Here is a 15,479-nt window from a genome sequence, read left to right as displayed (position 1 = left end):
CCCTCAGGGCGAGCCACGCACTGTGTTCTTTTCAAAGAGGATTACCCCGTCCACTGGCCAACTGCCTCGCACCTGCTAGCGTTGTTGAGGCCGACCTCTCACGGATGCCTTTTCATCATGAAATCATTGCCTCGCATTACCCTGTTGTGCGCCGCGCTGCTTGCCGTGGCCGCCTGCTCCAGCAACCGCGTGGACCCCAAGGATTACTCCGGCTTCCTCAAAGACTACAGCCGGCTGCAAGAAGCCAAGAGCCCGTCGGGTGACCCGGTGATGCGCTGGATCGACCCCAAGGTCAATATCAACCAGTACAGCCAGGTGTTCGTCGAGCCAAGCCAGTTCTACCCCAAGCCGCAGCCAACAGCGGTTATCTCGCAGCAGACGCTGCAGGAAATCACCCGCTACTTCAACGAGGCCCTGCGCCGCGAAATGGCCAGCGTGATGCCGTTGGCCAAGGGGCCTGGCCCGGGCGTGATCGTGGTGCGCCCGGCGATCACGGCAGTGTCCACCAGTAACGAGGGCCTCAGGCCTTACGAGGTGATCCCTATCGCGCTTATCGCGGCAGGTGTGAATACCGCCATGGGTGGCCGTGACCAGGACGTGGATGTCGGTGTGGAGGCAGCGTTCCTGGACGGCTCCAGCCAGAAGGTACTGGCCCAGGTGGTCCGCAAGGGCGCGGGCCAGGAGCTGGAGAACGATACCCAGAAGCTGACCTTGAATGACGTCAAGCCGGTGCTCGATGGCTGGGCCAAGGACATGCGTGCGAGCTTCCTGGCAGCGAAGCAGAAAGGCCGCTGAGTCAGCGCTGACCCAGCAGGTCAACGCAACCTGGTGAAGGAGCGGCCCATCGAGACACAAGGCCGCTCCAATTGACCGCGTTAAACATCAGCACTCGACAAAAGCGACCGCCAAACCGCCGCGCGAGGTTTCCTTGTAATTGGCATGCATGTCCGCGCCAGTATCACGCATGGTGCGGATCACCCGATCGAGCGAGATGAAGTGCTCGCCATCCCCCCGCAGCGCCATCTGCACAGCGTTGATCGCCTTGACCGCAGCAATCGCATTGCGCTCGATGCACGGCACCTGCACCAGGCCGCCCACCGGGTCGCAGGTCAGCCCAAGGTTGTGCTCCAGGGCAATTTCGGCGGCGTTTTCAAGCTGGGGCGGCGTAGCGCCCAGTACCTGCGCCAGGCCGGCAGCAGCCATCGAACAGGCCGAGCCCACCTCCCCCTGACAACCCACCTCGGCACCGGAAATCGAGGCGTTCTTTTTGCACAGGATGCCAACCGCCGCTGCGCCAAGCAGGAAGTCCACCACATCAGCATCGCAGGCATTGGGGTTGAACTTCATGTAGTAGTGCAACACCGCCGGGATAATGCCGGCTGCCCCGTTGGTGGGCGCGGTAACCATACGCCCACCGGCAGCATTTTCTTCATTGACCGCCAAGGCGAACAGGTTGACCCACTCCATGGCACCAAGGGTCGAGCCGATCACGTTGGGTTTGCCCAGCTCCTGCAGGCTGCGATGCAACCGCGCGGCGCGGCGCTTGACGTGCAAGCCGCCCGGCAGGATGCCCTCGTTGCGCAGGCCGTTCGCCACGCACTCACGCATGGCCGCCCAGATGCGCAACAAGCCTTCGCGCACCTCGGCCTCCGGGCGCCAGGCGCATTCGTTGGCCATCATCAGTTGCGCCACGCTCAGGTTGTGGGCCTTGCACAACGCCAGCAGTTGCGCACCACTGTCGAACTCATAAGGCAGCATCACGGCATTCATTTCGCTTGCCGGCGCATCGATCTCGGCTTGCTCGACGATGAAGCCGCCGCCCACCGAAAAATAGGTCTGGCTCAACAGGCTGCGCTGCCCGTCCATGGCTTCCAGGCTCATGGCATTGGGGTGATAAGGCAGGCTCTCGTCGAGCAGCAGCATGTCACGGCCGTAGTCGAAGGCCAGCGGATGGCTGCCGTCGAGCATCAGGCAGTGCTCTTGCAGGACCTGGCCGATGCGCGATTCGATCGTGGACGGGTCGATACAGTCCGGCCACTGGCCCATCAAGCCTAGCAGGCACGCGCGGTCGGTGGCATGGCCAACCCCAGTGGCCGACAGCGAGCCATACAGCCGCACTTGCACGCGCGTTACCTGGGCCAGCAGCCCCTGCTCACGCAAAGCCTGGGCAAAGGTGGCCGCCGCGCGCATCGGGCCGACGGTATGGGAACTGGACGGCCCGATGCCAATTTTGAAAAGGTCGAAAACACTGATAGCCATGCTAATGCCTGACCCTGCCCTGACATGCATCCAGGGTAGGGTTGTCTGAAGAAATTGAGCGTTATTGCGATTTTGCGCGATACTGCCGCGCTGGCTCACGGATGACCAACGAAACTTCCTAAGCAAGCCTTTAGTGGTACTAAACGATGCGACGACAACTCAATGGTCAGATGTTCGTCTGGCTGCATGTATTTGCCTGCGCAGCCCGGCACCTGTCCTTCACCCGCTGTGCCGAAGAGCTGCACATCACCCCGGGCGCGGTCAGCCAGCAGATGCGCCAACTGGAAGAGCGCCTGGGCTACCGGCTGTTCCTGCGCCGGGCGCGCGGCGTGGAGCTGAGCGCCGAGGGGCAACGCCTGGCCCAGACGGTGGCCGAGGCCTACGGCAGTATCGAAGCCGAGCTGCTGCGGCTGGACGCGGGGGAAATCCGCGGCACATTGCGTGTGCGTTCGATCCCGTCGTTCCTGGCCAAATGGCTCACGCCGCGCTTGCCGCGTTTTCAACAACGTTACCCGGACATCGAGTTGCGCCTGGTGGCTGAGGACAGTGCCCAGGCGCTGACGCCGGGCGACTTCGACCTTGCCATCGACCTGAACGATGGCAGTTACCCAGGCATGCTCTCGACGCCGCTGCTGGACGAGCAGATCTTCCCGGTGTGCTCACCTGCCCTGCTGCGCGGGCGCCCGCCGCTGCATGGCCCCGCTGACCTGGCGCACTACCCGCTGCTGCATGACATCACCGCCTGGCGTGGCAGTTCGGAATATGCCGAGTGGGAGTTCTACCTGGAAGGCATCGGCGCCGCCGGCCTGGATGTGCGGCGCGGTCACACCTTCAACCGCAACCACCTGACCATCGAGGCGGCTATTGCCGGTATCGGCGTGGCGATTGCCCGCCGCACGCTGCTCAATGATGAACTGGAACGCGGGGCACTGATCGTGCCGTTTGGTGTACCGATCGCCAACCACAAGCGTTATGTGGTGCATTACCCGCCAGGCGGCTTGAACCAGCCAGGTGCGCGGGCGGTGCATGACTGGCTGGTGGAAGAAGCGCGGGGGTTCAGGGCGTTGCATCCGTTGAACAAGGAATAACCAGCTGGGCGCGCTTGGTGCAGGAGCGCTTCGCTCAATAAGCCTGCTTACCGGTGAAGGCATTAAGCGTGCGCACCAGGATCACGAAGTCCAGCCACAACGACCAGTTGTTGATGTACTCGATGTCCGAGTCGACTCGCTGGATCATTTGCTCGATATCCTTGGTCTCCCCCCTGAACCCGCGCACCTGCGCCAAACCTGTCATGCCGGGCTTGATATTGTGGCGGGCAAAGTAGTCAACGATATCCTGCGAATACAAAGTGTCATGTTGCAAGGCATGTGGCCGCGGCCCTACCAGGGACATTTCCCCGGTCAGCACATTGAACAGTTGTGGCAGTTCATCAAGGCTTGTCCGCCGGATAAAGGCGCCGACCCGGGTCAACCTTGGGTCGTTCTTCTGCGCCTGCTTGACCACACCTGCTTCCGGTTGGTGAACATGCATGCTGCGAAACTTCCAGATGCGGAACGATTCTCCTGTCCAGCCGGTACGTTCCTGGCGGAAGAACACCGGGCCGCGGCTATCGATCTTGATGGCCAGCGCAACAGCCAGCAATACGGGTGATGCAAACAGCAAAATCAACGCGGCCAGCACCCGGTCTTCAAGGTTTTTCAAGAACAGGCTCATGCCCGTCAAGGGTGTTTCCGACAAGGTCAGCACCGGAATGCCGGCAATTTCACGCACGCTATGGTTGATCAGGCGTAACGAGAAGATGTCGGGCACCCAATTGACCGCAATGCACTTGTCGAGCAATTTGAAGTACACATCGTTGATGACTTCGGAGCCCCCCAGCGGCGTCACCAGGTACACCGTACGAATGCCATGCCGGGCCACCAGCTCGTCGAGGTCGCCAATATGCCCCAGCACCGGCAGGCGCTGCTTGCCTTCGGCACTTTCCGGCCCTTGCTCATCGCCCTTGTCAAGCACCACGCACCCCAGCACCCGCTCGCCAAACCACGGGTTGTTGCTGATTTTCTGATAGAGGAAGTTGGCCAGGTCACCGTTGCCGATGATAAGGGCATTATCCAGACGCGCGTGGGCGGTAAAGCGTTTTTGCAGTTCACGCACGGCAAAGTGCAAGAACAATTGCGCGAAATAACCAATGACGAACAACTGCCCCATCAGCAACCGCGAATAGGTCTCGCTCTGCTTGGTCAGGAAAGCCATGACCACCAGGAAACAAAAGGTTGCCGACCAGGCCTTGAACAGGCGGAACGCCTTGATCGAAAGCCCGACGTTGGTGCGGTAGATCGCGTAATGATCATAAATGACTGCCAGTGCGCCAATCAGCAGCAGCAGCATGATCACGTAATCGGATGTGATATAGCCGAACTGGTCGTAGATCAGGTACCAGGCAATACCGGTGACGGCAATACCATCGAGGCCGGCCTGGATGGCGTTACTGACACTGCTTCTTCTCTGGAGTAAGGAACGACTGCTTCTGGGTTCGAAAACCATTTCAGACCTCATCAAGATGAGCGTAGCAAGTGCCTTCCATCAAACAGCAAGTCTTGAAAACCGACTTAAGCAAAAACCGTGCAGCAGGCTCGTGGCGCCCTCAAGCGATTGATATCACTGTAGCAGCCACCCGGCGCTGGCGTACCCGGGATCACCGCTTTTGCGATTTTTGGCCGATTCATAGGGCCCGCCTGGCCGAAACCGCCGCCCGCCGGTACAACAGGGTACGCAACAGGAATAGCGGATTGCCCACCACATAACGCATGAACAGGCGCTTGGGCTCGCGCAGCAGGCGGTACAGCCACTCGCCCCCCAAACGCCGCAGCCATTCGGGGGCACGGCTGACCTTGCCGCCGAGAAAGTCCAGGATCGCCCCACCGCACACGATCAGGCATGGCCCGCCAGTGGCTGCCAACGCCGCTGCCACCGCTTCCTGCTTGGGCATGCCCATGCCCAGCACGATCAGCTCGGGTTGCTGGACGCGGGCCAACTGCAGATAGGTTTGCAGGCTGGCGAAGCCATCGTGAACCGACACTGGCACAATGCCGAATTCGGCTTTACAGCGCTGCACAGCCTGGTCCAGGTAGGGTTGCCGGGTGCCCCAGAAGGCGACCTTGCGCCCTCGGTAAGCAGCCATGAGCCTGGGAATGAAGTCTGTGCCGTTCATGTTGAGCCCGGGTTCCAGGCCCAGGCAGCGATACAGGATCGCCATGCCGGCACCATCGCGCAGCAGTACATCTGCGGCCGACAGCGCCTGGCTGTAGCCACCATCGCGCACCACCAGGTTCATCGCATGGGCGTTGACGAAGCCCAGCACGGTGGCCGTATCCGGTGTGGCCAGGCGATCGAGCAGGTGCTGCACGGCGGCGTCATCAGCGATCACTGCCAGCTGGTCGATCACACGCTTCCAGCGATTCTGCCACTGAGCCATCAGTCGTCATCCCGTTTTGAACGCACCCATTCAACCTGGCGCTTGATCAGGAAACTCAGGTACAAGGGAATTTTCCTGGCCGCGTAAAACGGCGCGTACAGCAGCACCGAGAACGGTATCACTTCACGGCAGAAGCGCGCCCAGGCCAACACCACGGCAAAGGCCAGCAAGGCCAAACCGGCAAAGGCGAGCCACGCGGGCGCCGCCAGGCCGAACAGCAGGTACGCCAGCCAGGTCACCAGGTTAAGCCCGAGCAAGGTCAGTACCAGCAACGCCAGGGGCGGCACCAGCAAGTCCAGGGTCAAGGCCGCCAGGCTAGCGTTACGCTGGGTGATGGCAGCCATCGCCCGCTTGGGTGCGTCGGCAAGCATCAAGCCCAGATGGCCGTGCTCCCAGCGGGTGCGTTGGCTGTTGAGGCCCTGCTGGCTAAGTGGGAACTGGCTAGTGACCAGTGCCTCGGGGCAGAAAGCAGGCGGTTTGCCCTGCTGGCAAAGGTCCAGGCCCAGCTTCACATCCTCGACCAGATGACCATTGGCCAGGTTGATCAGACTCAGATCGTGCCAGCCGAACGCCATGCCCGCGCCCATCAGTTGGCATGGCAGGCCCAGGCGCGCCCAGCCACGTGGCCGCACCAGGTTCTTGACCCGCCAGGCAAACTCGGCAACCTGCACCCTCAACCCAGCACCTGCCGGTGCACGCATCAGATACAGCGACTGTACCGGGCGGGCAAGTGCGTGGCAGCGGCGCGCCAGGCAGTCGATCGCCCCCTCGCCCACCTGGCAGTCGGCATCCACCACGATGACCACCTCGGGCGGCCGCTGAGCCAGGTGGCGCACGCCGAAATCCAATGCGTAACCTTTGCCGCGCAAGCGCGTATCGTGGCGCTCTACCACTTCGGCACCGGACGCGCGTGCCAACCGGGCCGTGTCATCCGAACAGTTGTCTGCCACGACCAGCAAGCGGTCGCCGTCCAGCAGTTGCGGCGTAACGCTGGCCAGCATCGCACGAATGACCAGCGCCTCATCGTGGGCGGGCACCAACACCGCCACTCGCGGGCGCTCGCCAATGCCCTTGGGCCTGGACCGCGCCGGCAGGCAAGCCAGCAACACTTGCAGCAACAGCACCGACACCGGTACCAGGACGATGATCGCCAACAGGCCCAGTAACCAACCCAATACACTTATCATGCGTATGCCTTGAAATAGTCGGCCAGCCTGGCCGCCTCGGTATCGATGTCATGCCGTTGCACGGCACGCTGGTAGGCCACCTCGCCCATGCGCTGCAGTACCTCGGCCGGTTGCGCCAGGCAGTCGGCCATGGCTGTTGCCAGCTCGTCCACGGCACCGGCTGGGAACAGCCAGCCGTTTTCGCCAGGCCGCACCAGCTCGGGGATACCCGCTACATAGGTGGTCAGCACGGGCCGGCGCAAGGCCATGGCCTCCATGATGACCACGGGCAAGCCCTCGGCGAAGCTGGGTAGCACCAGCGCACGGGCGGCCAGGATTTCCTCGCGTACCTGCGCACTGCTGATCCAGCCAGTGATACGCACTTGCTGCTGCAAGCCGTGCCGGGCAATCAAGGCCTCGATCTGCTCGCGCATTTCACCGTCACCCGCCAGCACCAGCTCGAAGGCGATCGACTGGGCAGCGAGACAGCGCGCCGCTTCCAGCAACAGCAGCTGGCCCTTCTGTTCGCACAGGCGCCCGATACACACCAGCCGTGGCGCCGACGGCACAGCGACCGGCGCCACCTCATGAAAGCCACGCTCCAGGCCGCAGTGCACCACCTTCACCTTGCCCCAGTGCTCGTGCGCCACCCAACGGTACAGCTGGCTGCGCCCGTACGAGCTCACCGCCGCGACAAAGGCGGCGCGCCGTACTTTCTCACCCAAGTGCAGGAACTGTGGCTTGTCGAATTCTTCAGGGCCGTGCACGGTAAAGCTGTATGCCGGCCCGCCCAGGGCGTTGGCCAGCATGACCACTTCAGTAGAGTTGGTGCCGAAATGCGCGTGCACATGTGTCGCCTCCCCTGCCTGCAACCACTGCAGCACCTGGCAGGCCTCGGCCAGGTAGACCAGGTGGTAGGGCCAGGCACGGTCGGCCCGCAAGCCGAGGCGCATGGCCAGCCACAGCGCCTGGAAAAACCGCCGCGGCTGCGTACGCAGTACCTGCCACGTCGGTGCCAACAACCCCTTGAGCCCACCTTGCAATACGTAGCGGGTCTTGCCCCGTTCGCTTGCGTCCTCGGCATCCTGCACTTCGGCGTCCCACCCACGCAGGGCTATACGTTGCACCTCAACCCCTTGGCGCTCCAGCGCCAGTATTTCGCGACGGATGAAACTGTGGCTGACTTTCGGGTACTGATTGATGAAGTAAGCAATGCGCATACGAATCCAGATCCAAACCCGCTTGATGACCAACCTTCCCTGGCAACCTTCACTTCAGGCTGTCGACTACGGGCGGTCCGTCTACTGCCGATGCACTCACAGCAAATGCATCCCCCTGTTTTCCTTGTAGTCCAAGGTTGTGATTGCTGCTTGGCAATGCTGCCTGCAAACGGGTGAAAACATCGTCGAGCAATGCCTGGCGGCGGCGGTACATCGCCCGTTTCTTGGCCGGGATGTCAGTTTCCGCCCGTTGCGCCGGCGCTAATGGCAGGCTGAAAAAATCCTCACGGTCAGACGCTGTGGCACCGTGTTCTTGCCAGATCACGTCGTAGTTGGCCGCCAGGTCCTGGCCCTTGTCGCTGCCAAAATAGGGATGGCGATGGTGCCGGCAGGCGTCGCTGACGGCATACAGCTGTGTCACACCCAAGGTTCTGCCCAGGCATTTCAACGCTTCGAGCAACAGGCTGCGTGGCCGCAGCCCTTCGAAGTCCTTGGTCAGGTCACGGTAGATGGCCAGCGAGGTTTCGCTGTCGATACCTTTGTGGATGCCCTGCACCGCACCGATGAACAGGCAGGTTTCACCCTGGCTGCGGCCCAGGGTGAAGGCAAGGGATGCCACACGCAGGTCGGCCTGGAACAGGTTCAGCACCAGCTCGCCTTCGCGCTTGAACCAGATTGGCCGGTCCAGTACCAGGCAACAGCCCGGCGAGTGGCTGGACAGGTCACACAGCCTCAGGTTTTCGTCGCGCCCCAGCAACAGCAACGCCGGGAACTGCCCAGCCACCCGTTCAAAGTGCGTAGCCACCACCTCCAGACGCTGTGGCGCCTCCCAGCATCGGCTGATGTAAGGCCATTGCACGACACCGATACAATCCACACCCAGCCGCTGCAGACCATGCGGCCCCAGCGCCGCCGTCATGCGCTGCATGAACCCGTTCAGCTCAGGCCACTGCCTGGCGATCTGCCGTGCCAACTTGTACTTGTTGTGCATCGCCCGCAACGAGTAACCCGGTTGCAAGGTAAACACGCTTTTCACGAGGGTGCCGAGCATCATGGGTTTCTCTCACTTGTACTCGATCAAAGCCGATTTGCCAGCCGCAAGGCGGTGGCGCAGGAACTTCAGTTGGCCGAGCATTTCCGGGAACTTGCCCAACACCAGGAACACGGCCTGCAGCCAGTTCTCGCGCGTCCACTTGCCGCCACGGCGCGCCAGGCGCACCGCCTGCAGTGGGTAGATCAACAGCAACAGCAGGCCCCAGCCGCCCAGCAGCAGGCAGGCCAGCGCGATCACCAAAGGTATGCCCAGGCCCCACAACCAGGCCCGACGTGACTCACGCAGCCAATGCCGCTCGGGTGGCTGGCCATGCAGGTAGGCGCCCTCGGCATAGGCATGCCCAGCGCGCAGGCTACGCCGCCACCATTGGCTGAAACGCGTCATGCCGGCATCGTGCAGGGTCATCTCGGCAGCCAGTCGCCAGACTTTCCAGCCGCGGGCCCGCAAACGCACGCACAGTTCCGGCTCTTCTCCGGCGATCAGGTCAGGACGGAAGCCACCCACGGCAGCAAAGGCGTCTGCCCGCATCAGCGCATCGCCGCCACAGGCCTTGGCCTCACCGACCGGGGTATCCCACTCCAGGTCGCACAGCAAGTTGTACACCGAACGCTGCGGGAAGCGCTCACGCCGGCGACCACACACCACTGCCACGGCGGGGTGCTGCTCAAGAAAAGCCTGCGCCGTGGCCAGCCAGCTGGCATTCACCTCGCAGTCGCCATCGACGAACTGTACCAGTTGCATCGATGGCAACAGGCGCTGCAAGGCGGCAAAACCTTCATTGCGGGCGCGTGCGGCGGTGAACGGGATACTCATGTCCAGCGCCAGTACTGCCACGCCAAGGTTGGCGGCCAACTGCAGCGAACCATCGGTGGAACCCGAGTCGACGTACATGACTTTGTCGGCCCCCTGCGCCAGCGAAACAAGGCAGCGCTCGAGACGCTGGCCTTCATTGCGGCCGATCACCACCACCCCGATCACCGTTGCCATAGGCCTCACTCGACCGATGCCACGGCGGCCGGTTGCCGGGCCTTGATGATGGCCGGCACCCCCACTGCCAGTGAATTGTCAGGCACATCTACCAGCACGACGGCATTGGCGCCGATGATCACGTTGTTGCCGATGCGAATACTGCCCAGCACCTTGGCCCCGGTGCCAATGTCGACGTTGTTGCCGAACACCGGGGCAATCGGCTCGTCGACATTCTTCAGGCCCACCACCACGCCGTTGCGGATACGGCAGTCATCGCCGAAGCGGGCATAGCCGCTGACAACGATGCCGCCAAAATGATCGATGACGAAGTTGCGCCCGATCACCACCTCGCACGGCAGTTCGATACCGGTGATGATCTGGACGAATTTGAACAGCACCTTGTAGATGAGCGAGCACAGTTTGCGCAGCAGTGCCGGGCGCAGCGTATAACGCCAGCGGCCAAAGCGGTACACCAGCAAGACCCAGAAACCCTGGGCGCCCCAGTCCCCGCCATGGGCCCGCAGGTCGGCGCGAATATTATCGAACATGGCTCCACCTACCTTGTCGGTTGGCTGGCGTACCGGGTCTTGAACAGCAAAGACCAGGTTGCCCGGCAATGACGCCAGCAGGCCTGAATGGCGCCCCAGCCGCGTCGTTTCAACAGCGCCTTGAGTGCCAGCACCAGGTCGCCCAGCGTGACCAGCAGCATGTGCAGGGCAAGCCCCGCCACCCCATGATGCTTGCGGAAGTACAGCAACTCGCTTTCGATCTGATAGGACGAGATCTGCCGGCTGGCGGCCTCCAGCTCCGCCACCGACTTGGAGCTTTCGCCACCGATGTGCACCACCGTGGTATGCGGGTAGAACACCACTTTCCAGCCCGCTTCCTTCACCCGCTTGCAGTGGTCCACCTCTTCGTAATAAAGGAAGTAGCGCGGGTCGAACAAACCCACCTTGTCGAGTACTTCGCGGCGCACCAGGTAGAAGCAGCCGGGCAACCAGTCACACTCGCGCACCGAGGCGTGGTCCCAGTTCATGTCGTCGACCATCTTCACCCCTGGGAAGAACCGCCCCAACCCGGTACGCCCGACGAACACATTGAGCGGTGTGGGGAAGTAGCGACAACTGGGCTGCAGGTCGCCATCGCGACCCTCCAGGCGCACCCCCAGTACGCCGCACTCCGGGTGGGCGTCCATGTAGTCGAGCGTTTTTTGCAGCGAGTCGGCGGCAACGAAGGCATCGGTATTGAGCAGCAAGGCATACTTGCCCTTGAGGTGCGCCAACAACTGGTTGTTGGCCCGGCCGAAACCCACGTTCTGCTTGTTGCTCAGCAGCAGTGCCTCGGGGCACACCTGGGCCATGCGCTGCACCGAGTCATCGCGCGAGGCATTGTCGACCACCAGGTAACTGGCCAGCCGCTCGCTGTCGGCCCGGCGCAGCGCATCGAACATCGGCTGCAACAGTCCAGCGGTATTGAAGTTGACCACCATGACATCCACAGGTTTGCTAGCCATTTCAGCTGTCCCCGAAGAAATACTGACGTCTTTGCGCCATCAGTAACGGTTCCACTTCCGGGTCGTAGGCACCGTTGCGCTGCTTCACCAGATCGATCCATGGGTAGGCTTCGCAACGTGCCTCGACCCGCTTGATCAACTGTTCGGTGGTACAAATGAACTCGGCAGGGTTGCCACCATAGACGGTGCCTGGCGGCACGTCCTTGGTCACCACCGCCCCTGCCGCCACGATGGATTCGGGCCCGATGGTCACGCGAGGCATCACGATCGCACCATGGCCGATGAAGCAATTGTCCTTGATGTCGATGAAACCGACCGAATCCAGGTGCTTGCCAAAGCGATGCTCGATCAGCAATACCACCCCGTCATGACCGATCAACGTGCAGTCGGACAAGCCCACGCTGTTACCGATACGTACCAGCGACGGGTCGAGAAACTTGCAGCCTGTATTGACGTAGAAATTGCTGCCGACCGAATGAAAGTTGCCCCATCGGGCCAGATAGGCCCCCCATTCAAGACCAGAGGGGTTGCAGAACCTCCTGTAGAATTTGCCACCTCGCCCGGTTGCATGGGCGTAGCGCGCCACTGCCTTGCGTATCCATCCTTTCATACTGCCTGGCCTCGCGATCTGAACAATCTGGAGTCTCCTGAGGCGTTCCGGTCTCGTTCTTCTAGGTGCTGACCGCATCGCACTCACCCGTGTACAACCTTCATCACGCCGCGGCGCCGCTGGCCGCTTTCATCTTGTTATCGAGGTGGTCGGCCAGCCGCAAGGCAAATTGCAACAGCGGCATGGTCGGGTTGGAGGCGCCGCCCTTGGCAAAAATGCTGCTGCCGGCGACATACAGGTTTTCGGTACCGAACACCTTGCAATTGGCATCGACCACACCGAACTGCGGCGAGGCGGCCATGCGCGTGGTGCCCATGTGATGGGCATGGGGTGCCATTCTCAGCGGTATCGAGGTGTCGTAAACGAAATCGTTGAGCTTGACGAACCCCAGGTCCATGTCGGCGAACTGCTTGGCCAGTTCGCTGCCAATGCACTTGATGGTGTGCCGGTCTTCGGCGCTAAGCACCCAATTGACATTGACCTTGGCCACGCCCAGCGCATCCTTCTTGTCCAGCAGCGAAATGCGGCTGTGCAGGTTGGGGAACTGCTCGATCATGGTGCTGATCACGCCGTCACCAGGGCAGCTGAACTTGGCGACGAAGGCGACCTTGCTGGCAAACCCCATGTCGCAGGCCAGGCTCTCGAGAAAATACTTCACCTCGGCAGTGCGGCCATAAGTTTGCACATCGGCCAGCAAGGAGGCGGTGACATTGCCTTTACCGGCCTTGTACTCGTCGACGAAAGCATCGGTGGTGTAGTACTGGCGCGGCTCTGGGTCCTGCCCGGACTTGAGGATGAAAGTGCCCATTTCGATATTCAGGTGTTCCATGAAACACCCGCCGACCAGCCCTTCCTTGCTCACCACGCCTGCGGCCACCAGGGTCTCGCTGTTCAGCAACTGCCGGGCATTCTCGATGGCCCCTGTGGCCAGAATGAAATTTCCAGCCACCAGGCGTTGACGATTGCACTCATAGTCAGACAAAACCACCGCAGCCAGGTGGCCGGAAGCCTTGTCGAACTCCAGGTCAACGCAATTACAGTTGATGAACACATCCAGGCCTGGGGTCTGCTCCAGTGCTGTAGCGTACTTCTGCGCAAAACGTGTCGGCGTGCTGAGCAGAAAACGGTCCGCCTCGAAGTCACCGCCATTGAGACCGGCATTCATCGCGCGAAAATCCGAGCCAGGCGCCAGATCGACGATCTCCATGGCTGCCGGCAGAAAGCCTTCGATCTCCGAGTAGGGAATTGGCCAGCCCGGCAAGACGCCTGGCGGGGCGACGGCAAAATCCGAAGGGGTGAATGGTCGGCACCGGCCAGCCCAGTGATTGGAGGTGCCACCCAGGTAGCGCAGGCGGGTTTCCTCGGCATACAGTTCCAGGCCGGTGGATGAGCACGCGTACAAGTCTTGCGAGTGCGGCGCATATTCGCGCCCCCCGCCTTCGGCGATCATTACGCTCCAGCCGGCGGCTGCCAGGCGCAAGCCCAGGGTTATACCCGCCGGGCCGGCCCCGATGATGCAGAAATCATAGTGATCGCGCAGCGCCTTCTGCTGCTCAAAGTCCTTGATCATGCTGACGCGTTCCGAAAGTAACGGGACGGCAATACCCAACCGTTGATTACCACGAACCCGGGCTTTTCGACCGTCTTGCCCGCAACGGCCGCCGAGGCGCCGAACACCGCGCCCCCCGCGCCGAGCAAGACACAGCTCTGGAGAAAGCCTCTACGACCCAACTGCGCAGTACAAAAAGTGAGCTTCCCCATGTTCCCGTGACCTGTAGCCATGAAAGTTACACCCGGCAAACTGCGCTACAGCCAGTTGAAAAAGGCCGTCAACAGTGCCCCGCACAGCGCCCCGACCAGCAACATCGGCAGTACCACCAGCTCACGTTTGAGGCTGAAGATATCCAGTTTGCAGTTCACATACACAACCAGCACCAGCGTTGGCGCAGCATGCAGGGCAACCCCCCAGATAGCCCACTCCACCCCGCCAATCGCCAGTAACAGCGGCAACAGCCCCCATAACGAGACCAGGCGGATGATGTTGTCCATGGCCTGGTACTTGGTCAGGCCCAAGGCAATCCACACCTGATGAGCCAAGGTATAGCGCAATACGATGAACGATAGCGAGAGAATCGCCAGCATCGGCCCGGCTTCGCGGTAGCGATCGTCATACATCCAGCCGATCAGCAGCGGGCTGGCGGTCAGGAAACCGCCACAAATGAACAGCACCAGCAGGTCGACCAGCAGCCGAAAGCGGAAATACAGCGCTTTCAGGCGCGGCTTGTCGTCGGCCCGGGCCGCTTCGCTGAAAGCAGGCAGCGCCACCGCGCCGACAATTTTCATGAGCGCGGTCTGCACCGCACCCAGGATCAGCACGGCGATCGAATACACACCCAGTTGCGCCGCCGACATGCTGGCGCCAAACCATATGCGGTCGCCGTACATCGCCAGCACGCCGACCATCGACGACAACAGGATCCAGCGGCCAAACACGATCAGCTCGGTCAGCGCCGAACGGTCCCAGCGCAGGTGGTTGTTGGGCCCCTCCAGGGCGGTATGCCCCAGCACGGTCCAGACGACCGCCGAAACCAGGCCTGATAACACCAGCGCCCAGATCGAATGGGTCAGCAAGCCCAGCACCAGCATCACCACCAGGCCCGCCACCTGCGAGGCAAGGTCGACCAATACCACGCGCTTTTGTTGGAAAGTTCGTACCGCCACATCTATCTTGGTGGACTGGAAACCCCAGATGGCCGCCGACAGGCCGGTGACCGCCAGTACCATCGGCAGTACCGGCGCGGCATAGGTAGAGTCGGCCGGCCACAGCTCAGCCAGTTGGGCCAACCAAGCTCCCAGGGCCAGCAGCAGGGTAAGGGCAAACAGCAGGAAACCGCGGATGATCTGCACGGTCCAGGCGGTGTTGAGAAAGTCCGGGTCGTCTCCGCGGTGGCTCTGGATGATGTTCTGGCGCAGGCCGACATCGGAAAGCAAATGCAGCAGTATCGAAACAGTGGTGGCGATGACCATCACCCCGAACATTTCCGGCAGCAGCAAGCGGGCCATGATCAGATTGCCGCCCAGGCGCATCACCTGTGAAGCCACCTGCGAGACCAGGTTCCAAGACCCGGCCCTCAGGGCCCGCTTGCGCAGGCTCGCGGCGGCTGACACATCAATCGACGGCATGACTTCAATCTCTGACTGATTGGCTAAAAG

14 protein-coding genes are annotated in these 15,479 nt (G+C 61.8%); 2 read left to right on the top strand and 12 right to left on the bottom strand.

Going from position 1 to position 15,479, the window contains the following annotated elements:
- The first annotated feature begins 117 nt into the window (after positions 1-117).
- Positions 118-795, top strand: a complete 678-nt coding sequence (locus tag ACF8O8_RS16415) for a DUF3313 domain-containing protein (protein ID WP_350297844.1) — start codon at positions 118-120, stop codon at positions 793-795.
- An 87-nt stretch (positions 796-882) separates the two neighbouring features.
- Here the strand turns inward: ACF8O8_RS16415 and ACF8O8_RS16410 are convergent, their stop codons facing one another.
- Positions 883-2,259 (bottom strand): L-serine ammonia-lyase, encoded by a 1,377-nt coding sequence (locus tag ACF8O8_RS16410; protein ID WP_350297843.1) that lies wholly within the window; start codon positions 2,257-2,259, stop codon positions 883-885.
- 146 nt (positions 2,260-2,405) lie between these two features.
- On the opposite strand from ACF8O8_RS16410, the gene ACF8O8_RS16405 reads away from it, so the two are divergent.
- The gene (locus tag ACF8O8_RS16405) at positions 2,406-3,347 is read left to right on the top strand and encodes a LysR substrate-binding domain-containing protein (RefSeq protein WP_012052371.1); all 942 of its coding nucleotides are present in this window, start codon (positions 2,406-2,408) and stop codon (positions 3,345-3,347) included.
- A 34-nt stretch (positions 3,348-3,381) separates the two neighbouring features.
- On the opposite strand, the gene ACF8O8_RS16400 is transcribed toward ACF8O8_RS16405, so the two are convergent.
- The 11 genes from ACF8O8_RS16400 to ACF8O8_RS16350 form a co-directional block, all read right to left on the bottom strand.
- A complete protein-coding gene (locus ACF8O8_RS16400) occupies positions 3,382-4,803 on the bottom strand; it encodes an undecaprenyl-phosphate glucose phosphotransferase (RefSeq protein WP_010954031.1) in 1,422 nt (473 codons plus the stop codon).
- 178 nt (positions 4,804-4,981) lie between these two features.
- Positions 4,982-5,734: a WecB/TagA/CpsF family glycosyltransferase gene (locus tag ACF8O8_RS16395; protein ID WP_010954030.1), complete on the bottom strand. Its 753-nt coding sequence runs from the start codon at positions 5,732-5,734 to the stop codon at positions 4,982-4,984.
- Complete coding sequence (locus ACF8O8_RS16390; RefSeq protein ID WP_010954029.1) at positions 5,734-6,921, bottom strand: glycosyltransferase family 2 protein; 1,188 nt, start codon at positions 6,919-6,921, stop codon at positions 5,734-5,736. Before ACF8O8_RS16390 ends, ACF8O8_RS16395 begins: the two co-directional genes overlap by 1 nt.
- The gene (locus tag ACF8O8_RS16385; RefSeq protein WP_392509997.1) at positions 6,918-8,120 is read right to left on the bottom strand and encodes a glycosyltransferase; all 1,203 of its coding nucleotides are present in this window, start codon (positions 8,118-8,120) and stop codon (positions 6,918-6,920) included. The genes ACF8O8_RS16390 and ACF8O8_RS16385 overlap by 4 nt, the downstream gene beginning before the upstream one ends.
- Positions 8,121-8,169: 49 nt before the next feature.
- Positions 8,170-9,174 (bottom strand): VirK/YbjX family protein, encoded by a 1,005-nt coding sequence (locus ACF8O8_RS16380; protein WP_049587811.1) that lies wholly within the window; start codon positions 9,172-9,174, stop codon positions 8,170-8,172.
- A gap of 9 nt (positions 9,175-9,183) precedes the next feature.
- A complete protein-coding gene (locus ACF8O8_RS16375; RefSeq protein WP_392509996.1) occupies positions 9,184-10,161 on the bottom strand; it encodes a glycosyltransferase family 2 protein in 978 nt (325 codons plus the stop codon).
- Positions 10,162-10,166: 5 nt separating this feature from the next.
- Positions 10,167-10,691, bottom strand: a complete 525-nt coding sequence (locus ACF8O8_RS16370; RefSeq protein WP_350297839.1) for a serine acetyltransferase — start codon at positions 10,689-10,691, stop codon at positions 10,167-10,169.
- An 8-nt stretch (positions 10,692-10,699) separates the two neighbouring features.
- Positions 10,700-11,656 carry a glycosyltransferase family 2 protein gene (locus ACF8O8_RS16365; RefSeq protein WP_010954024.1) on the bottom strand — a complete coding sequence of 319 codons (957 nt, stop codon included), beginning with the start codon at positions 11,654-11,656 and terminating at the stop codon, positions 10,700-10,702.
- A 1-nt stretch (position 11,657) separates the two neighbouring features.
- Positions 11,658-12,266: an acyltransferase gene (locus ACF8O8_RS16360; RefSeq protein ID WP_029615442.1), complete on the bottom strand. Its 609-nt coding sequence runs from the start codon at positions 12,264-12,266 to the stop codon at positions 11,658-11,660.
- 103 nt (positions 12,267-12,369) lie between these two features.
- The gene (locus ACF8O8_RS16355) at positions 12,370-13,836 is read right to left on the bottom strand and encodes a GMC oxidoreductase (protein WP_010954022.1); all 1,467 of its coding nucleotides are present in this window, start codon (positions 13,834-13,836) and stop codon (positions 12,370-12,372) included.
- A gap of 236 nt (positions 13,837-14,072) precedes the next feature.
- Positions 14,073-15,449, bottom strand: coding sequence for an oligosaccharide flippase family protein (locus ACF8O8_RS16350; RefSeq protein WP_010954021.1), 1,377 nt, complete (start codon positions 15,447-15,449; stop codon positions 14,073-14,075).
- Positions 15,450-15,479: the final 30 nt, after the last annotated feature.

The organism is Pseudomonas sp. TYF_14 (assembly GCF_043105275.1).
Lineage (GTDB): Bacteria > Pseudomonadota > Gammaproteobacteria > Pseudomonadales > Pseudomonadaceae > Aquipseudomonas > Aquipseudomonas alloputida.
This window is presented reverse-complemented; position numbering and strand designations above follow the sequence as displayed.